Source organism: Maribacter sp. MAR_2009_72, from assembly GCF_007827235.1.
Lineage (GTDB): Bacteria > Bacteroidota > Bacteroidia > Flavobacteriales > Flavobacteriaceae > Maribacter > Maribacter sedimenticola.
On record NZ_VISB01000001.1, the window covers coordinates 3,685,553 to 3,710,390 of the forward strand.

A 24,838-nucleotide genomic window follows, 5' to 3' on the forward strand; every position below is an offset into this window, starting at 1 on the left:
GCCTAAAACCGTAATCTAAAACTGGCATTGGGAGTAAGGCCCAAGGATAATCGTTCTATTGTTTCTATAGAATTATCTTCACCTAATCTATAAAACGTATTCAATGTATTTTTTCTATTGGTGATATTCAATATAGAGGCGCCAAACGTTCCTTTAATGGTTTTGCCTAAAACAAACGTATAATTTGCAGATGCATCTGCCCTTATATATTCCGGTAATCTACTGCTGTTGGGTTCTTCGTAATTGATTTCTCTAGGGAAAACTGTGTTGTCTATAGGGTCGTCGGCATCTGGTCGGGTAAATGGTTTTCCGGATTTATAATTTAAACCCAAACCTAGTTTTAAGTGGCCTATGGTATAATTTCCGGCAAGGGTTATTGCGTGTCTTACATCTAGGTTGTTAGGGAATTTAGATGGTGTAAGGCTATTGAATAGATAATCATTTTTATTGAACGTATAACTAAGCCATAGACTATAGTCGTTATTTTTCTTGTTGATTAAAAATTCAGCACCTTTGACCGCATAAGAGCCAATTTCACCATTAAACTGATTTTGATTTTGAAAACCTTGGGTAAAAACATTTATACCGTTGACCTCTTTGTAAAATCCGTCAATACCTATGTATAATTTATCCGTGTCATAATTAACGCCTATAGAACCTTGTTTGCTTTTGGTAATGGGTAAGGTATTACCATCAGAAAGTATCCATCGTCTTTTTTCAATCCCCAAAAAATTCTGTTCTAAATCTATAATCTGATTGGTTACCTGGCTTTTAAATTCGCCCATTGCTTCGGTCTTGAAATTGGGGAGTAGTTCATAGGTAATATTTAACCTGGGCTCCAGAATATATTCCTTAAAGGTGTTCAGGTTTTCAAAATAATTGAGTCGCCCTCCTATGCGCCCATAAAATTTGGAATCTTCAGATGTAAATTGAAGCTCGCTGAACAAAGCATGTTTACGTATTACCCCTTTTATATTACTGGCGAAGGGTGGCTGGTTAATATTTGTTCTATTCTCTATACCTGTTTCCGTAAGTTCGTACCCATTGATCCAATCCAAATTTTTGCGCACTGCGTATTTGGTAATCAATTTTACACTGGATTCCTTGACCAAATTATTCTGTTGTAATCTTTGACTTTCATTATTTGAAATTGTCAGAGCATCCAGACCATATTGGGTATAATAGAATTGAAGGTCCGTAGTAAAATTACTTAACCAATTGCTTTGTAATCTTGTGCCTAATGAAATGTTATCCTGATTTAAGTTACTACCATTAACAGCGTTACTGTCACTGGTTTCAAAATAACTAAGGTTGTTGCTCATATTGATCATGCTGAGCTGAACTTTGTGGTCCTGGTCTATCTCATATAATACTTTTGCCGTAAAGTCATAAAAATAGAAATCACTTTCATTATCCACTTGGCTATCTTGAAATGCTTTTTCTGAAAATACGGTATAGGTGGGGGTGCTCAAAAAATCCGTATAGGACCTGCGTGCGGAAATTTGTATTCCTAAACGTTCATTAATTGGGATATTGCCAAAGACATCCCCGGATATTAAATTCAAGCCTGTCCCACCATTGGTATAGATGGGCAATTGGTCAGAGGTACGTAAGTCCATCGTTCCGCTTAGACCATCTCCATAAATGGAGGACGTTCCGTTCTTTATAATGCTGACCTTATCCGTAACATAAGGGTTAAATGCTGAGATCAATCCAAAAAAATGTCCGGTCTGGTACATTTTAATATGGTCCCAAATAACAAGATTTTGATCATTTGTACCTCCCCTAATGTTAATATCCGAAACGGTTTCATCTACACTCTTTATGCCTGGAAGGGCTTGTACCGTCTGTAATATATCAGGTTCGCTTATACCAGGCAAAATTCCAAATTGGGATAGATTAAGTTCAAAACTTGCATCGCTAAATTTGTTCAGACCGGTGGTCAAAAATTGGGAAACTACGACCTCTTCCAGTTCTTGATAGCTAAGTGCCATGGCTATTTTATGACACATAGTAGTATTTATAAGTTTTTCCACTTCTATGAATTGTGGCTTAAAACCTAAATGCTTTACGAGTACGAGCGCAGTTCTTGGAACATTATTCATATAAAACCTTCCTGTAGTATCGGTAATACCGGTTAGTGATGTACCCAAAACTTCAACGGTTGCACCTGGTATGGTATTTTGCTCAAAATTATCTAGTACAAAGCCACAAATAGATACCGTAGAAACCTTTGTCAAGCTATAATATCTGTCACTTAACTTTGTGATAACGATATCCGAATTTTGCTGAATATGGTCTAACTTGGATGTTAATGATTGTAAATCTAACGGCTTAACATAGACATTTTCCAAAGCATTGTCCGCAAAGGAAAACTTTATGTCATGTTCCTGCTCCAAAGTCGTGAGATAATCCGAAAGGAGTATAGCGTCTTTTGCTACTTGCTGCCCCAAAGCAATTACGCTAAAGCACAGTAGTACCAGGCAAATAAGAATATGTTTATGGTGCTTTTTCTTCATAGAACAGCACTTGGTTTCCATCTAATTTAAATTTTATCTGTAATGGAACACTAATGTTTTTAAGGGCGAGCTCTAGATCGTCGTTATTGAAGGAACCGGTAAATAGTTGTTCTTTATCAATACCGCTATAGGTAACCTTAATGTTATATTGTCGCTGTAACTCATCCATTACATAATGCAAAGGTATGCTTCTGAATGAACTTTCGTTGGATAACCAAGATGGTTTGCCGTTTACGGCTACTTTGTAAGTAGAACTTTTGCCATTTATTGCCAACAATGAATTGCCCGCGGGTAATTTTGTTTCTTTTCCGTTAAGGGTTACACTTACCATTCCTTCATAACAGGCCACTTCAAAATAATCTTTTCTGTTTTCAACATTAAACTGGGTTCCAAGAACGGAGACAGTTCCGTGTGTGGTTGCTACGGTAAATTTTTTGCCTTTTGCTACTTTAAAATATGCCTCTCCCTCAAGTTCAATATTTCTCTTGTCGTCCCATTTCTTTTCATTATAGGCCAGTTCTGAGTCCGCATTAAGAATAACTTCAGATGTATCCGGTAGGGTTATGGTCTTATTTTCGGCATATGATGTAGTAATCGTTTTGTTTAACGTATTCAAGTAGAAAAAAGAAGCTACTAACAATACGGTAATGGCCGCGGCTATACGCAGGAAGGGTTTATAAGGGGCAAGGGTAAATACTTTAGGTGACTCCTTAGCCTTATTTTGTTCAAGAGAATTATAGACCGTATCCATATCAAAGGCCGGTGCTTGTAAATTAGAGGCGACATCCTTTATTTTTTTGTATGTGGCATAGGCTTCAGACTGTTTGAATTCTGCCATTTCCGCTTCGGTCAATTCATTGTTGAGCCATTTAGCCAAGTAATTTTCTTGCATGTTTGTAGCTTTGTTTTAGTATAACAACCAAGTTTTTAAAAACCCTACTTTTTTTTAGTATTTGGTAAAAGGTATCAACCAATAATGTTGCTTAATGGTATGTAATGTATTTAACCTCTAACCTCTAATTTCTAACCTCTAATTTCTAATTATATTCCATCTATCTGCTCCCTTAAACTTTTCAGTGCCAAATGCATTCTTTTTTCAATCGCTTTTACACTTACATTTTCAATTGCCGCAATCTCCGCATATTTTTTTCCGTCTATCCTGTTAAGTAAAAATGTGGTACGTTGGTTTTCCGGTAATGCGTTTAGGGCATTGTCCAATTTTTGCTTGAACTCTATTTCCTCCATGATAAATTCCGGAGATTCATTGGTTGTTCCTAAGGAAGGTGGGGCATACTTTAAACGTACCTTTTCTGCTTTAATAACATTAAGGTACAGGTTATTGGCAATGGTATATACATACGATTTTGCTTTGTCCGGTGCTACCTTTGCACAATTCTCCCATAGTTTAACAAAAGCTTCCTGTACGGCATCATTGGCTTTTTCCTCGTTCCCGAATTTATAATAAATATAATTGAATACGGTTTTTGACGTTTCATTAAAAACGCTTCGGTAAACCGCCTCTTCACATACATTTTGTGGTTGTTCTGTTTTCAACAGGGTTTCTTTTTGTCAAAGATATTTTAAAAAAAATAAAAAAGTAGGTAGGGTTTTTATCAAGTTAATTGTTTTAGGGTTGTAATAACAATAATACCAAATCATTATGAAAAAGTTTTTTAGTTATACCATGTATATTGGTCTTTTGGCCATGGCATTGAACCTAACGTCATGTCAAGATGAATTTGAGGAGATCAATAACGGTGAAGAGCCACAGGCTATAGAGGCCAATTCTTCTACTGCAGATTTAATACAGCGCACAAGTTCCAATGATGGATCTTCAGACAATATAGTGGATGGGACCAGTTGCTTTCAAATAAAATTCCCATATACGGTAGAGGTGAACGGATTAACGCTTACCATAGAATCTAAGGATGATCTAGAAACTATTGAGGAAATTTTTGATAGTATAGATGATGACGAAAATATTTTGGATATCATCTTTCCTATTACGGTAACTGCTGGGGATTTTACGGAAATTACGGTTAATGGCCTACAGGATTTACGGGAATTGGCGGCAGAATGTAAAGAAGGTGGGGAAGATGACGATATTGAGTGTATTGACTTTGTATACCCTATGACCTTGTACACCTTTAATGTTAATTTGGAGCAGACGAGCACGGTTCAGGTAGAAAGCGATCGTGAACTTAGATTGTTCTTTAAAGACTTGGGGAGCGACTCTTTAGTAAGTTTTGACTTTCCAATAACGCTAAAATTATATGATGATACCACAATAGAGGTTGCTAACCATAGAGAATTGGCAAGTGCCATTGAAAATGCCAAGGATGATTGCGATGAAGATGACGACGATGATTACAATGATGATGATTTTAATGAAGATGAATTGAATTCTGAATTAATTGAGTGTGTATGGTTCGTAACTGAATTCAGAAGAAACGATGTTGACCAGACGCAGCAATACGTAAACTACATATTAAACTTTAAAGGAGACGGTACGGTTAGTAATGGTTTTGACGGCGCAACTGTAATTGAGGGTACTTGGAGCACAAAGGTTGGCGATGATGGTGCAAAGCTTACTATGGAATTTGAGAATTCTACCGATTTTAACCTAGAATGGAATGTTTACGATTTAGGAGATGATAAAATCAAGTTATTCAGTGGTGATGGTAACCGAGTAATCATGAAGCAATTCTGTGGTGAAGATTTGCAATATACCAATGTAGATACCTTAAGAGAGATACTTAAAGAGTGTGCTTGGATTATTAAGGATATAGAATTACAAAACGAGGATTTTGATAGGGTTTTAGGTTATGAATTTCAATTTATGGCAGAAGGCGTTGTAACCTTATCCAACGGTGTCAATATTTCTGAAGGGACCTGGGATATTAAATTGAATACAGAACAAATATTGGTTTTGGCTATTGAAATTACTGACGAACCTGGTGTAAATTTTGAATGGCCAATACGTGAAATGTTCAATAATAGATTAAAATTTGAAGCTGACGAAATTGGATACGAGTTGGATCTGCAACGTGTATGTGAAAACAGTATTACAGACGCCGATGTTCTGGAAATTAGAGATTTTATGATGGGCGGCGACTGGATTGTGGCATCTTATGTGGAAGATAATGTTGATATGACCAATATATATGGTGGTTACAGTTTAAGCTTTATTGCTGACAATCAAGTTTCTATCATGGAAGGTGGCGAAGTTTTCGGAGCGGGATTATGGAGAGTGCTTAGAAATAGTGAAGAGAAACTAAAGGTCTTTTTAAACTTTGGAGAAAACAATCCTTTTAATGAACTAACCGATGATTGGGAGGTAGTATCTGTAGTCGACGGTAGAATTGAATTAAAAGATATTAGTGGAGATGGCAGCATAACCACGTTAGTATTAGAAAAATAAGAAATATAAGGTCTGCAAGAATTTATTTCTAACGGCTTTAGTTTTAATAAATAACCCTAAACGAGAATTATGAAACTAGAACATGTAAAATCTATCCTTTACCTTTTTTTAGCAATTCTGTTTTTTTCCTGTGAATCTTCAGATGACAGTATTGAAAACAGTAAAATGGGCTTGGCTGAAATTAAAGCAACAGCCACTTCTGGATCTTGGTTGGTAGCACGTTTTGAAGAAGACCAAGTTGATCAAACCAGTAATTTTTCTGGGTATTCGTTCACTTTTAATACAGATGGAGTTTTGAATGCTGATAAGGAAGACCAGCAAATAACTGGTAGTTGGTCAATCACTTCAGATTCTAGTAGTAATGAAGATGAGAGTAACGATGATAGCTCTAGCGATGACAGTTCTAGTGATGACGATGATTCAAGTGATGATGTCGATTTTAATATTTTCTTTTCGTCTTCCTCAAAATTAGAGGAACTATCAGAAGATTGGGAGATTGTTTCGTATACTGACACAAGAATCGAATTAAAACATATTAGTGGAGGAGATGGTAGTATAGACATTCTTGTTTTTGAAAAAGAATAAGTATTAAAGTCGAATCCAAATAAAAGTAAAACATCCAAAAATATACCGTCAACAGTAAAGAGTTGGGCCTCGTTGACGGTATTGATGGAGGTTTTTTGCTAGGGAATATGTGAAAATGTAATTCCTTTTTTGCCCCACAAGCAATGTTAGAGCATCTATTTTATATAGATGCTCTTTTGTTTTGTAGATTTTGGTACACTTGCTGCGAAATTAGCAGGGACTTTGTTAAATTTGTAGCCCCTTTAAATAGAAAAGAATGTTCGATAATTTAAGCGATAAGCTAGATAAAGCCTTACATGTACTAAAAGGACATGGTCAGATTACGGAAATCAATGTTGCGGAGACCACCAAGGAAGTACGCCGTGCCTTATTGGATGCAGATGTCAACTTTAAGATTGCCAAAGAATTTACCAACAGGGTAAAGGAAAAGGCTTTAGGGCAGGATGTACTTACCACCTTGCAGCCTGGGCAGTTAATGGTGAAGATCGTTAAGGATGAGCTTACCCAATTAATGGGGGGCGAATCTGAGGGAATAAATTTATCAGGCAAGCCATCGGTCATCTTAATGTCCGGTCTACAAGGGTCGGGTAAGACCACATTTTCTGGTAAACTGGCCAATTTTTTAAAGACAAAAAAATCCAAGAACCCGTTATTGGTAGCCTGTGATGTTTATCGTCCTGCGGCAATAGACCAATTACATGTTGTAGGGGAACAAATAGGTGTGCCCGTTTATTCCGATCGTGACAATACCGATCCGGTCGCTATTGCGCAGGCAGGTATTGCCAAGGCGAAGCAAGATGGCCACAATGTAGTCATCATAGATACCGCAGGTCGTCTGGCGGTAGATGATAAGATGATGGAGGAAATATCCAATATCCATAAAGCCATACAGCCCCAGGAAACCTTGTTCGTCGTAGATTCCATGACAGGGCAAGATGCGGTAAATACAGCAAAAGCTTTTAACGATATCCTTAATTTTGATGGTGTTATCCTAACAAAACTAGATGGTGATACCCGTGGCGGTGCCGCAATTTCCATTAAATCCGTAGTGGATAAGCCGATCAAATTTATTGGTACGGGAGAGAAAATGGAAGCCATAGATATATTCTACCCATCGCGTATGGCAGACCGTATCTTGGGAATGGGTGATGTAATATCACTTGTTGAAAGGGCACAGGAGCAATTTGATGAGGAAGAGGCCAGAAAGATTCAAAAGAAAATTGCAAAAAATAAATTCGGTTTTGACGATTTCCTGAGCCAAATTCAGCAAATCAAGAAAATGGGTAACATGAAGGATCTTATGGGAATGATTCCCGGAGCTGGCAAAGCCTTAAAAGGTTTGGATATCGATGATGATGCCTTTAAGCATATTGAGGCCATTATCTACTCCATGACACCGGACGAACGATCAAATCCATCAAAACTGAATGCAAGCAGGAAAAAGCGAATTGCCAAAGGTGCCGGTAGGGAAGTTCAGGAAATCAACCAGCTGCTAAAGCAATTTGATCAAATGAGCAAGATGATGAAAATGATGCAAGGTGGCGGCGGTAAAAAGATGATGCAGATGATGGGTGCCATGAAAGGAATGAGATAACAAACGAATAGGACAACTAAAATAAGTGGATATGGAATTATTGGATGGTAAAAAAGTATCCAATCAAATTAAGGAGGAAATAAAGGCAGAGGTTGCCAAAATGAAGGAAAGAGGAGAAAAAGTCCCTCATTTGGCAGCAATAATTGTGGGTAGTGATGGTGCCAGTTTAACCTATGTAGGCAGTAAGGTGCGTTCTTGCGAGCGTGTAGGTTTTGAATCTACCCTAATTCAAATGCCCAGTACAACCTCTGAACAGGAGTTGTTGAGAAAAATCAAGGAGCTGAACGAAGATGATAATATTGATGGATTTATCGTACAGTTGCCATTACCGGAACAAATAGATACCCAAAAGGTGATATTGGCCGTACACCCAGATAAGGATGTAGATGGTTTTCACCCCACCAACTTTGGTAAAATGGCGCTGGATATGAGTACCTTCATACCGGCTACCCCATTTGGAATTTTGGAATTACTGGAGCGTTATAAGGTAGATACCAAAGGTAAACATACCGTGGTCATTGGGCGTAGCCATATAGTGGGTAGGCCAATGAGTATTTTAATGGGTAGAAAGGGCTGGCCGGGCAACTCAACCGTAACGCTAACCCATAGCCATACAAAAAACATCACCCAAATTATATCACAGGCAGATATCGTAATTTCTGCATTGGGTGTTCCTAAATTTTTAAAAGCTGAGATGGTAAAGGATGATGCCGTGGTCATTGACGTAGGTATTACCCGTGTGCCTGATGAAACCAAGGAAAAAGGATATTACATAACAGGCGATGTGGATTTTGAAAATGTGAGTAAAAAGGCATCGTTTATAACTCCGGTTCCGGGTGGGGTAGGCCCAATGACCATTGCAATGTTGTTAAAGAATACATTATTGGCAAGGGAAAGGCATAGAAGTAGAGACTGATCATACTAATCCTATGAAAACCCAACACGTTAAGTTGGGTTTTTTTATACCCCGTTTATTCTTAGGTTATTAGAATAATAGAAAGATATTATATAGCGCTATTTTTTTGTATGCTGTTGGTTGCCGTACTGTCATTGGGAATGATATAATCAATATCATTGCTGTCGTCATAGTCGCAACTGCCAATTAAGGAAATGATACTTATGACCATAATGGCAAATAAAATTTTTTTCATAGTAGGGGTATTTATGGTTATAGCGGTATAATCGCACATAAATACATAACGTTCAATTTATGGATATGGTATGGTAATTCGGTATATGGTAAACCGTTATTTAAGAAATTTCTAGGTTGAGAGTAAGAGAGCATTTTTAAATAAACCTTAGGACGGTAAATTATTATGAACCTAAAACACTTTTTTAATATGTTTTCCCGGTTAAGTTTAAGTAGCACAAAAAATCTTTTTGATATGAACATGATTGGGGTCTAGGTATTATCTTTAAGAAACCAATCCAGAGAGCCGTCATGAAAAAATTTGTAATTGCTATAATACTGCTAAATATTGTTTTCACTAGTTGTGAAAAGGTGGTAAAGCCCATTTATAATATCAACGTAACCTTAGATGAAACGGTAAGTGCATCAAAAAAAGACGGTAGGTTGCTACTTATGTTATCTACAGACGATAGTGATGAGCCTCGTTTTCAGATTAATGACGGATTAAATACGCAACTCATATTTGGTGTTAATGTCAATGATTGGGAACCGGGCACACCCATTTCATTTGATGCCAGTGTTTTTGGCTATCCCTATGAAAGTTTAAAGGATGTACCACCAGGGGAATATAATGTACAAGCACTATTACATGTCTATGAAACTTTTAACCTTTCTAGTGGACATACCGTGAAACTTCCAATGGATAATGGCGAAGGCCAACAATGGCAAAGGTCTCCGGGCAATTTATATAGTAAACCGTTTAAGGTAAGGGTGGCAACCAATGGTTTTGAAAACGTATCGGTTACCTTGGATCAAGTTATTCCGCCCATAGAGGAGCAAACAGATACTAAGTGGATAAGACATATAAAGGTTAAATCAGAAAAATTGTCTGCCTTTTGGGGCCGTGATATTTATCTTGGTGCACATGTTTTGCTTCCCAAGGGTTTTGCTGAGCATCCTGAAGCCAAGTATCCGTTAATGGTCTTCCATGGTCACTTTCCCTCGGATTTTGGAGGTTTCAGGACCACCCCTCCAGACCCCAACCTTACACCTGAATATTCAGAACGGTTTAATTTGGAAGGATATAATATAATTCAACAACAAGAGGCTTATGATTTTTACAAGCGATGGAACGCGCCCGATTTCCCTCGTTTCATAATTATAGAAATTCAACATCCAACACCGTATTATGACGATTCTTATGCCGTAAATTCTGCTAGTCAAGGTCCTTACGGTGACGCTATTACCTATGAGCTAATTCCTGAAATTGAAAAACAGTTTAGGGGAATAGGCGAGGGCTGGTCTCGTTTTTTATACGGCGGTTCTACCGGTGGTTGGGAAGCATTGGCGGTACAGGTAAGATACCCGGAAGAATATAACGGATGTTTTGCGGCTTGTCCTGATCCCATAGATTTTAGGGCCTATACGTTAACCAATATCTATGAGGATAAAAATGCCTATTATTATCCAAGTAGGCACAAACAACTGGAAGTGCCTGCCCATCGTAACTATTTAGGGCAAATACAATCTACCCTGCGCCAAGGAAATCATTTGGAACTGGTATTGGGGGACAAATCTAGGTCGGGACAACAATGGGATATATGGGAAGCTACATATTCTCCCCAAGGAGATGATGGATACCCGGTAAGGATTTGGGATAAGATGACCGGAGATATAGACCATGAAGTAGCGGAATACTGGAAGGAGAATTATGATCTTAGGCATATCTTGCAACGAGATTGGGGTAAACTAGGGGATAATTTAAAAGGTAAGATTCATATCTACTGCGGGGATATGGATAATTATTATTTGAACAATGCCGTATATCTTATGGAAGACTTTCTGGAAAGTACCACGGATCCATATTATGAAGGAGAAGTGCTATATGGCGACCGAGCGGAACATTGTTGGAACGGAGACCCGGAACAGCCTAATGCCATTTCCAGACTTCGTTACAATAGTATGTACGTACCAAAGATCATGGAGCGTATTGAAAAAAGTGCTCCTAAAGATGCCGATTTAACGAGTTGGAGGTATGAATAATATAGTTTATTTAAATTTTAACAGTAATAAAAGTGCACAATGAAATATAGAAGATTCGGAAGAACAGATTGGCAAGTAAGTGAAGTTGGATATGGAATGTGGGGCATGGCAGGTTGGACGGCCAGTGATGATGAACAATCGGCTAAATCATTGGATTTGGCAGTTGAAAAAGGGGTCAATTTTTTTGATACGGCATGGGGCTATGGTGAAGGACATAGTGAAGAATTACTGGGAGAATTGGTTAAGAGACATCCCTCAAAAAAAATCTATACGGCCAGTAAAATTCCACCTAAGAACTTTCAATGGCCAGCAAAACCTGAATATGATTTTGACGATTCTTATCCTACCGAGCATATTATGGAATACACCCATAAAACGTTGAGGAATTTGAACTTGGAGCAAATAGACTTAATGCAGTTTCATACTTGGGACGATGTTTGGAGCGATAGGGAAGAATGGCAACGCGCTATAGAAGATTTAAAGACTTCTGGTAAAGTAGCGGCAATGGGTATAAGTATGAACCGTTGGGAGCCGGAAAATGGAATTAAAGCTTTAAAAACAGGATTGTTGGATGCCGTTCAGGTCATCTATAATATATTTGACCAAGCACCAGTGGATGTTCTTTTTCCGCTTTGTAAGGAATTGGATATCGCTACAATAGCCCGTGTGCCTTTTGATGAAGGAACATTGACAGGGAACATTACAAAAGAAACAACTTTTCCGGAAGGTGACTGGCGCGGTACCTATTTTGTGCCAGAAAATTTAATTTCTTCAGTAGAGCATGCCGATGCTTTACGACCATTAATTCCTGAGGGAATGACCATGGCTGAAATGGCGCTTCGTTTTATATTGATGAATGATAATGTGGGTACTACCATACCCGGTATGCGTAAACAACGTAATGTCTTAGCGAATACTGCGACAAGTGATGGAAAAGGTTTGCCAAAAGAACTATATGAAGAATTGAAAAAGCATCGTTGGGACAGAGTACCCACTTCTTGGTCTCAGTAGGGACCATAAATAATTCATGGCAATTAAAAACACCCCCTTTAATTTTAATCAATAGGGGTGTTTCTTATTCTTGGCTCTAGTTATTTGGCAAATAATTGCCCCATATCTTTAAAAGCTTTGAACTCTAAAGCATTTCCGGCAGGGTCATAAAAAAACATGGTAGCCTGTTCGCCTACTTTACCTGCAAAACGCACATAAGGCTCAATGACGAATTGTACACCTTTGGATTTTAGCTCTTCCGAAAAGCGCTGAAAAGTATCCCAAGGTAAAACTACTCCGTAATGCGGTACGGGTACATCATGACCGTCAACGGGGTTGTGGTGTACGGTTTCGGTTTCAGATTTAGGCTTGTAGTGTATCACCAATTGATGTCCGAATAAATTGAAATCTACCCAATGGTCACTACTACGGCCTTCTTCGCAATTCAATATTTCTCGGTAAAAAGTTCTGCATTCCGCTAGGTTGTGTACGGGTATCGCAATATGAAATGGTGTAATGTTTTGCATAGTTAGTTATTTCTTAATGCTGAAATTAATTCTTTTTTGTTCATTTTTGAACGTCCTTCAATACCAATTTTTTTGGCTTGTTCGTAAAGCTCGTCTTTTGTTCTGTCTTCATAAGTAGATGCACTACCACCCTTTTTGCCCGCATTTTCAGTATTGGCTATTCTAGCTGCTTTTTGTTTGCTATAGCCTTTTTCTACTAATGCCTCGTACTGCTCTTCATTTTTAATTTGGGGAATATTATTTGATTTTGCCATTTTTTATTTTAAAAATAAATAATTAATGGTCTGTGAACGTGCTGTATACAATTAGAAATTACTCTGCTAAAAAGGATATAATTTTATCGTTGACCTCATCTTGATGCATAGAATGTCCAAAGCCTTCCGTACTATACAGTTCACTGCCGTTCCAATGTTTATGAACGGCAACAGAAGCATGGTAGGGCGCTATTTCATCTAGTCTATCATGAAAGACCAATCCTTTTTTGGTATTTCGTTTTACAAATTTTGGACTAGAAAAATCTTCTGGGGTAAATCCAAATTGGTCATTGATATACCCTTCCAGGGTTTTGGTGACCTTTGTGCTTAGCCCTAATAGTTTTTTATAGTGATCGAGAATTTCATGGAGTTCTGATGGCGAACCAATGGTAACCATTTTTTCAACATTGTCATTTGGGTTGTTGGCCTCATTATATAATATGGTCATGCCGCCCATAGAATGGCCTATGAGCACTTTAGGGGTATAAACGGACAACATCTCCTTTAAAGTGGCTGCATAAAGGGGTACATGTAAAATGGTGCCTGATGAATACCCGTGCGCAGGGGCGTCAAATGCAATAATGTTATAATTTTCTGCCTGTAGTTTTTCAATCAATTTATGCCATCGCCAACTATTGCTTTCCCAACCATGTACCAAAAGAACGGTTTCATTTTTGCCAGACCAATGATATACCTGTATGTTGTGTTCATTGATGGATAGCACATCTAATTTAGCTTTATCCAAAAAAGCTTGCTGTTTGGGAAGTACACGGCCTTTTCTTACTGTTGCAAATACGGTAAATGCCTGTTGGGCCACTTTTTTTGGAACAAACCATACCAAGAGATTAAAGTAGAGACCGTAGAGTTTTGGAATAAGTTTTTTAAATAGAACGGGCACCTGTTGTTATTTTATAAATTGATGGAAATTGGGGAAATGGGTTTTAGGACATGCTGAAAAGGTAAATTAGTCCCAACCGATCATCATGTACTTTATTTTTGCGTTATCCGGTATTTGTACTTCTTCTATATTGCTATTGGCATTATACCGTAAACTTTCCGGTAGTTCTTTTTTATCTATCGTAAAATAAAGATCACTGTCCTTTAATAATACCACCACATTATTAAGTGAGGTGATAATTTTCTTAATAGCGTATTCCTCCTTTATATCCTTAAAGGTGCTTAATTTGGAAATCCCTTTCTCGGTTACGTACCTTTCATCATTAATTTGAACATTTTGTATGGTCGCAATACTATCGGTATTTGGGGTAAGGGTGAGTAACAGCGGGCCCCCTCTTTCATAAATTTTTATTTTACTGGCCCCGTTGCCAAAATTTAGCTTTACGGTATCCTTAACTACAGAGTCCTTTTCAAAAATCAATTCTATATCCCTTGCTAAACTTTGTTTGGAGAGCAGGCCTACCTGATCTCCTGAAATTTGAAAATCTTTAGATTGTTCATCCTGACAGTTAAAGAGCAAAAAACTGCCTGCTAAAAAGAATAAAATATGTAATGATCTCATAATTGCTAACGCATCACTTTTTTTAACACTCCAAGTACGCCCCTAATAAAAGTTGCACTTGTCAATACTTTTATGATAGGATTTTGTCTGGAACTTTGTCTTGTGGATGTTCTTCTTGGTTTAGGTTTGTTTTTTTCTTTTTCGGCCAATTTTTCCGCCTCGTCTATTTTTTCGTTCAGGATTTCATAGGCGCTCTCACGGTCAATTATTTCATTGTATTTGTTGACCAAGGACGATTTATCGATAACATGGGCCAATTCCTTATCCGTCAACACATCCATGCGGCTCATGGGTGCTCGCAATAGGGTAGCGGCAAGAGGGGTTGGTCTCCCTTTTTCGTCCAGTGCCGAAATCAACGCCTCGCCAATTCCTAAGGAAGTAAGCACTTCTTTGGTGTCGTAATATTCGGATTCCGGATAATTTTCCGCCGTCATTTTTATGGCTTTCCTATCCCTGGCCGTAAACGCCCTTAGCGCATGCTGAACCTTAAGGCCTAGCTGTGCCAATACATCATTAGGAACATCCGTTGGGTTTTGGGTAACAAAATATAGTCCAATTCCTTTTGAACGTATGAGCTTTACTATACTTTCTATTTGGTCCAATAACGCTTTTGAGGCTTCCTTGAATATAAGGTGCGCCTCATCTATGAACAAAATCAGTTCCGGTTGGTCACTATCCCCCTGCTCTGGAAAGGTGGAATAGATTTCCGCCAATAAGCTTAGCATAAACGTGGAGAACAATTTAGGCCTATCCTGTATATCCGTTAGGCGTAAGATGTTTATATAGCCTTGGCCTTTTTCATCTACACGGGTCAAATCCATTACATCAAAGGATTTCTCCCCAAAAAACAGTTCTGCTCCCTGTTGTTCCAATTCTATGATCTTTCTTAAAATGGCCCCGGTAGAGCTGGTCGAGATTCTTCCATATTCCTTGGTAAATTCTGCCTTACCGGCCCCTGTTGCATATTGTAGGACTTTTTTAAAATCCTTAAGGTCTAGCAAGGGCATTTTTTGATCGTCGCAGTATTTAAATACCACTGCCACAATACCTTCTTGCGTTTCAGAAAGGTCAAGGATACGCGATAATAGTACCGGTCCAAACTCTGAAACGGTAGCCCTAAGTTTTACACCATCCTGCTCTGATAATGATAGGATTTCTACCGGGAAACTATTTGCCTCAAAAGGAATGCCTATTTTGGCATGGCGCTCATCTATTTTGGGATGTCCCGGACTAGGTTGTGCCAATCCACTTAAATCTCCTTTTAAATCCATTAACATGACCGGAATTCCTTTTTGTGAAAGGTTTTCTGCAAGTACTTGTAACGTTTTGGTTTTTCCAGTACCGGTGGCACCTGCTATAAGGCCATGTCTGTTCAATGTTTTTAACGGAATTTTCACCAAAGCATCCGTAACGGCCTCTCCATTCTGCATAGCGGCTCCCATTACAATATAATCGCCTTTGGTGGTATAACCTTTTTTAATATGTTCAAAAAAATCTTCGGTACCGGCCATTTTATTTAATTTTCGATAAAAATAGTGGATTTTTAAGCAATCCAAAAGATAAGGACTGCCTTAATACTACTTAGTTTTCAACAGAAAGCGGTTGGTTTCTAGTTAGAATGCAATGCATTTGTACGGTATAAACCGTTGAGAATTTTAGTAACTATACCGTATCTTTGCCAGATGAAAAATGTGGAGGTACTTGAGAAAGTGAACAAAGGCGTGTATTTACCCTTAATGGAAGAATTTTATACCATACAGGGAGAAGGTTTTTACAAGGGAACGGCCGCCTATTTCATTAGGGTCGGAGGATGTGATGTTGGATGCCATTGGTGCGATGTAAAGGAAAGTTGGAACGCAGAAACGCATCCACCTACGGATATTGAGCATATTGTTGCCAATGCAGCCACATATTCAGATACTATTGTGGTTACCGGTGGTGAACCGTTGATGTGGAATATGGAACCGTTGACCACGGCTCTCAAAAATAAAGGACTTAAAACCCATATTGAAACATCTGGAGCCTATACCTTGACCGGTAATTGGGACTGGATCTGTCTTTCACCCAAAAAGAACAAACTTCCGGAAGGTGTTATATATGACAAGGCCCATGAACTAAAAGTCATTGTCTATAACAAACATGACTTAATCTTTGCAGAGGAGCAAGCCGCCAAAACCAATGCGGATTGTATTCTATACCTGCAACCAGAATGGAGCGTAAGGGATAAAGTTGTGCCAATGATCGTGGATTATGTCATGAAGAACCCAAAATGGAAGGTATCCCTACAAACCCACAAATATTTAAATATTCCGTAACGTACTCCGGTTTAATCTAATTTTTTGAATGTAATAGGTGGTATCAACGACCACCATTGGCCCTAATATCCAAAATACATTCAGGATCAAGGGCTACACTTGCAACACCTTTTGCAGTTTGTTTTTCCAACATACGCAGAACGCTTTCGCCAGACAATATGCAGCCAGATGTTACACCATCCTCATAAACTGTTTTAGCCGACATTTTTCGGGATTTCCCTAAAACCGAATTACTGCCAAATTGTAATTCTGCTCGCATTAAACATCCATCTTGATTGCAATGTTTATCGCCCACTAATTCTCCATCCTCATTCTCGGATTCGGACTCATGATCATTGACCATATCCGTACCTAAATTTACCAAACCGAAAAGATGCCCAAATTCATGGTTCAACGTAGCGGTCTCTACATCCTCATTATTTATGGAAGAGCTTCTGGCAGCTAATTTTCTTACCGTAATTTCATGAATGATCATGGAAGTGTTCCGGTACACCGCTCCCAACGTTACAAGTCCGCCCTCCAAGTCATCACCTTCCGCAGGGGAATCGGCAAAATAAATATAAATTGCCAAGGTACTGCCCGTATTAAAAGCGGTTCTGTTCTTGGTTTCCAACTCTACTATTTCCTGCAAGGTCAGCTCATCTTCAACAGGACTTGGTAATTCGTTATAAATAATCTCTATATCTTCCTTAAAAGTATATTCGCGCAAATAATCTGTGAACTGGGTCATAGCCGTAGCAGTTGGTCTAAAACCTTCTACATAGCCAATTTCTATTAATAATTTATCATAAGTGCTGTTAGAGAGTATGTCGTTGGCAGAGTCTCCCGTAGCCAAAAGATTAGCCTCTTTGTTCACTGAAGGGGTCGGTGTTTCCTCCTCTGTTGTCGTACTACTTTTTGAGCATGATACCGCAAAGGCTAAAACAAAAAGCAGGATTGAATTCTTGAATGTGCTCATAATATGAATATCTAGTAGCATAACGAAAAAATAAGGCGCCTATTATTGCATTGGTGTCAATCTTGCCAAATAGTCGTAATGTTCGCCCTCCATTACGAGTTCACAATGTAAATTATTGAAATTTGCCGCACGTTGCAGGGTGTTATAATCTACGTATAACCACGGAAAAGGTTCACTTTTTTCCTTTTTGTAGCGCATGATAAAATTTACCTCGCCATAATAATCCGTAGTATCCGGAATCCAATAGCCACCATCTTCATCATTCTCGAACATATAGATGATATCGCTGGAATCCAATAGAATTTGTCCGCCATCATCTAAGAGGGTAGTCAGTTTATGAAAAAATGGCGATAAGCCTTTTAATGTTCCTGCGATACCTACACCGTTCATTAAAATTAAAATAGTATCAAACTTGTGTCCTTGATAGGATAGCAAATCAGTATGAACCGTATTTTTAAGCCCTCTGGATGCACAGACTTTTATAGCGCCTTCTGAAGCGTCCAGGCCTATAACGTTTAGTTTTTTTTCTTGTAGATGCAAACTATGGCTACCCGCACCACAACCAACATCCAAAACCTTGCCTTTGCATAAGTTTAAGGCCTTTTGCTCAATTTTGGGCATTTCTTTAAAACTTCTGAACATATAAGGTAGGGGCAGAACATCTTCTTCTTCAAGGGAGGAATATGTAATAATATCTTCATTGTAATTGCCGTGTTGGTAATCTAAGAGCGCCGTACCTAAAATATCCTTGTTCAAAATTATAGTATTTCTAGATGCAAAAGTCTCGCTTTTTGGCACTACTTTCCTAGTTTTGAAGAATTAATTTTAGACATGGAGGAGGTTTTACGACAATTACCAAAAAAGGCCAAGGAAAAACATAATGAGAATAAAAAGTTCTTTGCCAAACTGCGGAAAAAAGCACCAAAGGATTTGGACTATACCATGCAAGAACTTCATGAAAAAGAGTTTGAGCGAACAGATTGTTTAACCTGCGCCAATTGTTGCAAAACTACAGGTCCACTTTTTACCAACGCAGATGTGGAGCGCATTTCCAAATCGTTTAGGATGAAACCCCAAAAATTCATAGATGCCTATTTACGGATCGATGAGGAAAACGATTATGTTTTACAACAAGTACCCTGTACGTTTTTAGGCCCAGATAATCTATGCTCCATATATGATGTGAGGCCAAAGGCATGTCGCGAGTTTCCGCATACGGACCGAAAGAAATTTCAGCAAATAAGCCATCTTACCCTAAAGAATGTGGCTATTTGCCCTGCCGCGTTCAATATAGTAGAGGAGATGAAAAAACGAATAAAGTAATATGCATCAATTTACATCAATTAATAATAGATCAAGTGGGTTAATGTACTATTAACGATAATTTTTAAGGTGGCTTCAATTAAAAAGTTTCTAGGTTAATCCTAAAACCATCAACCATTGATGAAAGAACATCCCACCCAACTTTTTATTATATTTAGAACATGGAACAACTCATTTCTTATTTTGAAACGATACCTGCCGTACATAGGTCATTGATTTTGGTTGGTGGTATTACGTTCTTTTGGATCCTAGAAGGTATTGTGCCGTTATTCAACGGCAGTTATAATAAATGGAAACATTCCTTGCCCAATTTCTTCTTTACCTTGACGACTATTGTGGTGAATTTTCCATTGGCATTTTTACTTTTAAAAACATCGGATTGGGCGGTAGCCAATGACTTTGGTATCATTAACTGGTTGCCGGAAATGCCTTTATGGGCCTATGTTTTTTTGGGGGTTGCTCTGTTAGACTTGATAGGTGCCTATACGGCACATTTGGTGGAGCATAGGGTTAAACCGCTGTGGATGGTTCATTTGGTACATCATACCGATCATAATGTAGATACGACTACGGCCAATAGGCATCATCCTTTAGAAAGCTTAATACGGTATATGTTTACCTTGATCGGTGTTTTTATTGTGGGTGCGCCCATTGGTATCATCATGTTGTACCAAAGTCTATCTGTAGTATTGTCACAATTTAATCATGCCAATATTAAATTGCCAAAAGGTGTTGACAAAGCAATTAGTTGGGTATTGATCTCACCGGATATGCATAAAGTACATCACCATTATGTACTACCTTACACGGATAGTAACTACGGTAATATATTTTCTTGGTGGGACCGACTGTTCGGTACATACATGCATTTAGATCGCGAAAAAATTATTTACGGAGTAGATACTTTCCCAGATGAGGTTGCTAACGGTGAAATAAGTTCGTTGTTGAAATATCCTTTTGTTGGCTATAGAAAACCAACAACTAATGGTAGTAGCCTAGAGGAAATAGCAAATGAACAGCCTTTAATAAAGTAAGTATTTCGCCCTAATTTTTTTAAACTTTTCAATATCCGCTTTCCATGTCGCTTTTATTTCGGCATTGGTAGCCCCTGCTTCAATCTGCTTTTGCAGTCTATCATTGCCGGCGTGTTTAGTGAATCCGTCGGTAAGGAAGAATTTGCTTTTGTCCACGGTATTGGTATAGGCATCTATAATATATTCCATAGTCACCTCATTCATGCGTTCGGTTTTGGATAGGTCCTTGCCATAACATAGTTTGCCCTCTTCTTTTGGATATTTTGATCCAAAATTTGGTTTTGGTATATAGGTAAATTCATACACGTTCTTATCCAGAAAAGATGCGCCGTAACGTTGAAATTGAAATTCGGTACCACGACCGGCATTTATATTTGTGCCTTCTAACATTCCTAAACTTGGGTATAGGGTAATAGATGTGTCATTTGGTAAATTTGGAGAAGGTCTAATGGGCAAACTGTAAAAACGGTCATGTGTCCAATTTTCTAATGGGAATACGGTAAGGTCTACCTTTTTGTCTCCCTCTAGCCACATTTCTTCATTGACCATATTGGCGTATTCCCCAATGGTCATTCCGTACACTAAGGGTATTTGGGTCATGCCCAGAAAAGAGGTGTGTTCTGCTTCCATGGTTGGTCCGTCTACATAATGTCCGTTAGGATTTGGGCGGTCCAATACCAACACCGGAATTCCTTTTTCAGCGCAGGCTTCCATGACCAGTTGCAGGGTAGCTATATAGGTGTAAAAACGCACACCCACATCTTGTATATCGAACAATACCAGATCTAAACCATCTAATTGCTCTTGGCTTGGCTTTCTATTTTTTCCATGCAAGGATATTAATTCTAGTCCAGTTTTGGTGTCCTTGCTATTGTTTACATGTTCCCCTGCATCAAAATTGCCTCTAAAACCATGTTCGGGAGAAAAAACGTGCTTGATCGCTACATCTAACGAAAGTAGACTGTCTACCAAATGGGTATACCCACCTGGCTTAAAAATAACACTGGTCAGGTTAGCGACAACAGCAATTTTCTTTCCCTTTAAAAGTGGTACATAGGCTTCCGTACGGTTAGCGGCTACGACTATTTCTTTTTCTTCCTGTTTTATTTGTGGCTTAGATGCGCGTTGTGTGTTTTCGGTTACTGTATGGGCATTGTTTCCGCATGTGCCCAATACCAAAAACCATAATAAAACTGTACTTTTGAAATTGGATAAAAATAACATCATTTGAATCTAGAATATTTTATTGCCAAACGGCTTATAAAGGGTAAGGAGCATAAAATTAGTATATCTGCGCCGATAATAAAAATAGCTATTGCCGCAATTGCTATTGGTGTTATCATGATGTTGATCGCCATAGCTACAGGGTTGGGGCTTAAAGAAAAGATCAGGGAAAAGGTTACGGCGTTCAACGGCCATGTACAGATCTATAATTACGATAATAATAACTCTGAGGTTTCCGTAGTTCCCGTTAGCATAGAACAGGATTTTTATCCTGAGTTTAAAACGGTAGACGGTATTGTGCACATACAGGCGGTGGCTACCAAAGCCGGGATAATCAGGACCGAAGAAACTTTTGAGGGTATAATTGCCAAAGGTGTTGGCAACGATTATAATTGGGCTCCGTTCAATGAATTTTTAATTGAGGGAACGCTTCCAGATTATTCCGGGGAATTAAATGCTGATGTTTTAATATCCAAAATAATGGCCAATCGCCTTAATTTAAAAGTAGGCGATTCTTTTTTTACTTTTTTTTTAAGGGATGATACTACGGATAAAATTCCTAACCAGCGCAAGTTTACCATAACGGGAATTTATGATAGTGGTTTTGAGGAAATAGACGGACTCTACATCTTTACGGATATACGGCATATTCAACGCATGAACAAATGGGCCGATACGGAAGTAGGTAACTTTGAAGTCTTTCTGAACAGTTTTGACGATATTGACCAGAAAAGCAATGATATATACGGACAAACACTTTCTAATCTAGATACCAGGACAATCAAGGACAAATACCATAAGATTTTTGAATGGATCGGACTGTTCGATTTTAATATTGCACTTATCATTGGAATAATGATAATAGTAGGGGGCATTAACATGATTACTGCCCTGTTGGTGCTTATTCTGGAAAGAACACCAATGATAGGTGTCTTAAAGGCTTTGGGCATGCCCAATTGGGATATACGAAAAGTCTTTTTGTACAATGCCGCCTATTTAATAGGAATAGGGTTATTCTACGGAAACCTTATTGGCCTTGGGGTAATTTTTATCCAGGAACAATTTAAGGTTTTCAAGTTTCCAAACCCTAAAGAGTATTATGTGGAATATATTCCGGTAAGTATAGATCTGCCTATTATAGTGTTATTGAATATAGGTGTGTTATTGTTATGTTTGTTAATGTTGCTCATACCTTCTTATATAATCACGAAGATTACCCCCGTTAAAGCTATTAGGTTCGAATAGTTTTTGCTTTACAACACAAGATAATTGTATGCATATTCTACCTCTTTTTGGTACATTTGAAATAAAACGGACCATATGTGCAAAAAGATTTTCCTTAGCCTTGTTTCTTCATTTTTCCTGTTGGGACTACATGCCCAAAAATTAACAAAGAATGAAAAAAGGATTGTAAAATCCGTTGAACGCCATAATGTCGAGGCAATTTCATTTCTAGAGAAGGTCGTAAATATCAATAGCGGCACTTTAAACCTTAAAGGTGTTGAAACGGTAGGTAAAGAGTTTGCCACTGCCTTTACTGAAATAGGATTTGAAAGTACTTGGATTCCAATGCCGGAAGAGATGAACAGGGCAGGGCATTTATTTGCTGAAATAAAGGGAACAAAAGGTAAAAAATTACTGTTGATAGGTCATTTGGATACGGTGTTTGAAGAAGATAGTCCATTTCAACGGTTTAAGATGGTAAACGATTCCATTGCCCATGCACCGGGAGGTAATGATATGAAAGGTGGTAATGTAATTGTATTATATGCCTTAAAGGCATTGCAGGAAAACGGACTGTTGGACAATGCTCAGATTATTGTTGCATTCACTGGTGATGAAGAGAGTACAGGTAGCCCATTGGAAAAAAGCAGGCACGATTTAATTGAAGCGGCAAAAAGAAGTGATATTGCGTTAGGGTTTGAGACATCAACTGGGTTTAACTATGCTACCGTAGCGCGAAGAGGTTCCTCAGGTTGGAAAGTTGAGGTAGAAGGTAAAAGAGCACATTCTTCAGGTATTTTCAGCGAGGATACCGGTGCGGGCGCTATTTTTGAAATGTCTCGCATACTGAACGGTTTTTATACTGAAGTAAAGGGCGAAGATTTATTGACCTTTAATCCGGGAACCTTGCTAGGAGGTACTTTTGTTGAGTTCGATGAAATGACCAGTAAGGGGACGGTTTTTGGAAAGACCAACGTGGTAGCACAAAGAGCAGAGGTTAGGGGTGGACTTCGTTTTATTTCCGAAGAGCAAAAACAACGTGCACGTGATAAGATGAAAGCAGTGGTTTCCAACAATTTACCTCATACCACTGCAAAAATCTTCTTTAAGGACAGCTATCCGGCCATGCAGCCTACTGAGGGCAATACTGATTTGTTGAAAAAGTTGAATGCCGTTAGTTTGGATTTGGGACAAGGTGAAGTTCTGGCCTATGATCCAGGAAAACGTGGTGCGGCAGATACATCTTTTGTGGCAGAATATGTAGATTGCCTGGATGGTTTGGGTACCATGGGAAATGGTGCACATACCCCACAGGAAACCGTAAACCTAAACACGATCGAAGCACTTACAAAAAGAACCGCACTTTTAATTTATAGATTGGTACATGAGCAATAAGATCACACTTAAGTCCGCAGGGCAAAGCGTAAGGATAGAAGAAGGGGAGTTGGTAGGGTTCCAGGTTTCCGGACATGAATTTATGCACCAAAAAGGTAACCCCGGTTGGCGAAACGTAGATACGGAAATGTTTCCGATCATTGGACCTACTGCCGAGGCGGATTTTAGGGTTCATACCCCAAAAAGTACTGCGGTACAGGACCAACATGGCCTGTTGCGCGAAATGACATATACGTTGTTGGAACATAACATTACCCAGGCCGTTTATCATAAAACATATAGGGCAAACACCCAAGTGGTCAATTCTAAATATCCAAAAAAATCGACTGAGGAAATCTTGAGCTGGCCTTATGATTTTGAATTTAAAAAATCTTTTGAGCTAACTGAAAATGGTTTGGAAATTGTGTTCACCATCTCTGGGGAAGAAGGCATGCCTTTTATGTTAGGGTATCATCCTGCATTTATGTTGCATACCCAAACCGCCCTTATCACCACGGAGAACAATGAATATTCCATAGAGGAAGTATTGCAGGTGGGCAGTAGGGCCTTACATGTACCCAACGTTAATAGTATTACCTTACATGATGACCGTAGTTTGCAAGTGCTTACAGAGGGTTTTAGCCATTTTATGTTATGGACAGAGGTGCCCAACATGGTTTGTATTGAACCCATAACTTTTTACCCCTATGCCGTGGCACAACAAAATCTAGATGAAGGTTTTATGGTGCTTAATCAAGATATGGCTCAATTTAAGGTATTGTTAAAGCCCTTATAGATTGCTTTA

At 38.6% G+C, this 24,838-nt stretch carries 24 protein-coding genes; 12 read left to right on the forward strand and 12 right to left on the reverse strand.

The window, feature by feature from the left end; translation table 11 throughout:
• Nucleotides 1-2: 2 nt before the first annotated feature.
• From JM81_RS15475 to JM81_RS15485, 3 genes are all read right to left on the reverse strand, one after another.
• Nucleotides 3-2,519, reverse strand: coding sequence for a carboxypeptidase-like regulatory domain-containing protein (locus tag JM81_RS15475; protein ID WP_144804719.1), 2,517 nt, complete (start codon nt 2,517-2,519; stop codon nt 3-5).
• A complete protein-coding gene (locus JM81_RS15480; RefSeq protein WP_144804721.1) occupies nt 2,500-3,411 on the reverse strand; it encodes a FecR family protein in 912 nt (303 codons plus the stop codon). The genes JM81_RS15475 and JM81_RS15480 overlap by 20 nt, the downstream gene beginning before the upstream one ends.
• Nucleotides 3,412-3,560: 149 nt before the next feature.
• The gene (locus JM81_RS15485) at nt 3,561-4,073 is read right to left on the reverse strand and encodes an RNA polymerase sigma factor (protein WP_144804723.1); all 513 of its coding nucleotides are present in this window, start codon (nt 4,071-4,073) and stop codon (nt 3,561-3,563) included.
• A 106-nt stretch (nt 4,074-4,179) separates the two neighbouring features.
• On the opposite strand from JM81_RS15485, the gene JM81_RS15490 reads away from it, so the two are divergent.
• From JM81_RS15490 to JM81_RS15505, 4 genes are all read left to right on the forward strand, one after another.
• Nucleotides 4,180-5,940, forward strand: a complete 1,761-nt coding sequence (locus JM81_RS15490; protein WP_144804725.1) for a hypothetical protein — start codon at nt 4,180-4,182, stop codon at nt 5,938-5,940.
• A 69-nt stretch (nt 5,941-6,009) separates the two neighbouring features.
• The gene (locus JM81_RS15495; RefSeq protein WP_261375085.1) at nt 6,010-6,525 is read left to right on the forward strand and encodes a hypothetical protein; all 516 of its coding nucleotides are present in this window, start codon (nt 6,010-6,012) and stop codon (nt 6,523-6,525) included.
• A gap of 256 nt (nt 6,526-6,781) precedes the next feature.
• Nucleotides 6,782-8,119, forward strand: a complete 1,338-nt coding sequence (gene ffh / locus JM81_RS15500; protein ID WP_089259483.1) for a signal recognition particle protein — start codon at nt 6,782-6,784, stop codon at nt 8,117-8,119.
• 31 nt (nt 8,120-8,150) lie between these two features.
• Nucleotides 8,151-9,035, forward strand: coding sequence for a bifunctional 5,10-methylenetetrahydrofolate dehydrogenase/5,10-methenyltetrahydrofolate cyclohydrolase (locus tag JM81_RS15505; protein ID WP_089259484.1), 885 nt, complete (start codon nt 8,151-8,153; stop codon nt 9,033-9,035).
• Nucleotides 9,036-9,123: 88 nt separating this feature from the next.
• Here JM81_RS15505 and JM81_RS18470 read toward each other — a convergent pair whose 3' ends face one another.
• Nucleotides 9,124-9,270, reverse strand: a complete 147-nt coding sequence (locus JM81_RS18470; RefSeq protein WP_179213129.1) for a hypothetical protein — start codon at nt 9,268-9,270, stop codon at nt 9,124-9,126.
• A gap of 290 nt (nt 9,271-9,560) precedes the next feature.
• Between JM81_RS18470 and JM81_RS15510 the strand changes: the two genes are divergently transcribed.
• Entirely contained in the window at nt 9,561-11,291 is a 1,731-nt protein-coding gene (locus JM81_RS15510; RefSeq protein ID WP_144804727.1) for a hypothetical protein, read from the forward strand.
• A 39-nt stretch (nt 11,292-11,330) separates the two neighbouring features.
• Entirely contained in the window at nt 11,331-12,302 is a 972-nt protein-coding gene (locus JM81_RS15515) for an aldo/keto reductase (RefSeq protein ID WP_144804729.1), read from the forward strand.
• Nucleotides 12,303-12,382: 80 nt separating this feature from the next.
• Here JM81_RS15515 and JM81_RS15520 read toward each other — a convergent pair whose 3' ends face one another.
• The 5 genes from JM81_RS15520 to JM81_RS15540 all read right to left on the reverse strand — a co-directional run bounded on the left by JM81_RS15520 (nt 12,383) and on the right by JM81_RS15540 (nt 16,092).
• Nucleotides 12,383-12,808, reverse strand: a complete 426-nt coding sequence (locus JM81_RS15520) for a VOC family protein (RefSeq protein ID WP_144804731.1) — start codon at nt 12,806-12,808, stop codon at nt 12,383-12,385.
• A gap of 2 nt (nt 12,809-12,810) precedes the next feature.
• Nucleotides 12,811-13,062, reverse strand: a complete 252-nt coding sequence (locus JM81_RS15525; protein WP_089259489.1) for a Rho termination factor N-terminal domain-containing protein — start codon at nt 13,060-13,062, stop codon at nt 12,811-12,813.
• 58 nt (nt 13,063-13,120) lie between these two features.
• Nucleotides 13,121-13,960 (reverse strand): alpha/beta fold hydrolase, encoded by an 840-nt coding sequence (locus JM81_RS15530; protein ID WP_144804732.1) that lies wholly within the window; start codon nt 13,958-13,960, stop codon nt 13,121-13,123.
• A 66-nt stretch (nt 13,961-14,026) separates the two neighbouring features.
• Nucleotides 14,027-14,581, reverse strand: coding sequence for a hypothetical protein (locus JM81_RS15535; protein ID WP_089259491.1), 555 nt, complete (start codon nt 14,579-14,581; stop codon nt 14,027-14,029).
• 5 nt (nt 14,582-14,586) lie between these two features.
• Nucleotides 14,587-16,092 (reverse strand): helicase HerA-like domain-containing protein, encoded by a 1,506-nt coding sequence (locus JM81_RS15540; RefSeq protein ID WP_144804734.1) that lies wholly within the window; start codon nt 16,090-16,092, stop codon nt 14,587-14,589.
• A gap of 171 nt (nt 16,093-16,263) precedes the next feature.
• On the opposite strand from JM81_RS15540, the gene JM81_RS15545 reads away from it, so the two are divergent.
• Nucleotides 16,264-16,896: a 7-carboxy-7-deazaguanine synthase QueE gene (locus JM81_RS15545; protein ID WP_089259493.1), complete on the forward strand. Its 633-nt coding sequence runs from the start codon at nt 16,264-16,266 to the stop codon at nt 16,894-16,896.
• A 43-nt stretch (nt 16,897-16,939) separates the two neighbouring features.
• Here the strand turns inward: JM81_RS15545 and JM81_RS15550 are convergent, their stop codons facing one another.
• Both JM81_RS15550 and JM81_RS15555 read right to left on the reverse strand, forming a co-directional pair.
• Nucleotides 16,940-17,854 carry a hypothetical protein gene (locus JM81_RS15550; RefSeq protein ID WP_144804736.1) on the reverse strand — a complete coding sequence of 305 codons (915 nt, stop codon included), beginning with the start codon at nt 17,852-17,854 and terminating at the stop codon, nt 16,940-16,942.
• Nucleotides 17,855-17,896: 42 nt separating this feature from the next.
• Entirely contained in the window at nt 17,897-18,652 is a 756-nt protein-coding gene (locus tag JM81_RS15555; protein WP_261375086.1) for a class I SAM-dependent methyltransferase, read from the reverse strand.
• Nucleotides 18,653-18,685: 33 nt separating this feature from the next.
• Here JM81_RS15555 and JM81_RS15560 point away from each other — a divergent pair, with 33 nt between their 5' ends.
• Both JM81_RS15560 and JM81_RS15565 read left to right on the forward strand, forming a co-directional pair.
• Nucleotides 18,686-19,177, forward strand: a complete 492-nt coding sequence (locus JM81_RS15560) for a YkgJ family cysteine cluster protein (protein ID WP_144804738.1) — start codon at nt 18,686-18,688, stop codon at nt 19,175-19,177.
• A 161-nt stretch (nt 19,178-19,338) separates the two neighbouring features.
• Nucleotides 19,339-20,211: a sterol desaturase family protein gene (locus tag JM81_RS15565; protein WP_144804740.1), complete on the forward strand. Its 873-nt coding sequence runs from the start codon at nt 19,339-19,341 to the stop codon at nt 20,209-20,211.
• Here JM81_RS15565 and JM81_RS15570 read toward each other — a convergent pair.
• The gene (locus JM81_RS15570) at nt 20,200-21,435 is read right to left on the reverse strand and encodes an exo-beta-N-acetylmuramidase NamZ domain-containing protein (protein WP_144805668.1); all 1,236 of its coding nucleotides are present in this window, start codon (nt 21,433-21,435) and stop codon (nt 20,200-20,202) included. The two genes, JM81_RS15565 and JM81_RS15570, sit on opposite strands and share 12 nt — an antisense overlap.
• 3 nt (nt 21,436-21,438) lie before the next feature.
• Here JM81_RS15570 and JM81_RS15575 point away from each other — a divergent pair, with 3 nt between their 5' ends.
• The 3 genes from JM81_RS15575 to JM81_RS15585 all read left to right on the forward strand — a co-directional run bounded on the left by JM81_RS15575 (nt 21,439) and on the right by JM81_RS15585 (nt 24,829).
• Complete coding sequence (locus JM81_RS15575; RefSeq protein ID WP_144804742.1) at nt 21,439-22,680, forward strand: ABC transporter permease; 1,242 nt, start codon at nt 21,439-21,441, stop codon at nt 22,678-22,680.
• Nucleotides 22,681-22,755: 75 nt separating this feature from the next.
• Nucleotides 22,756-24,054 (forward strand): M20/M25/M40 family metallo-hydrolase, encoded by a 1,299-nt coding sequence (locus JM81_RS15580; RefSeq protein ID WP_144804744.1) that lies wholly within the window; start codon nt 22,756-22,758, stop codon nt 24,052-24,054.
• Nucleotides 24,044-24,829 carry an aldose epimerase gene (locus tag JM81_RS15585; RefSeq protein ID WP_089259500.1) on the forward strand — a complete coding sequence of 262 codons (786 nt, stop codon included), beginning with the start codon at nt 24,044-24,046 and terminating at the stop codon, nt 24,827-24,829. The genes JM81_RS15580 and JM81_RS15585 overlap by 11 nt, the downstream gene beginning before the upstream one ends.
• Nucleotides 24,830-24,838 lie beyond the last annotated feature (9 nt).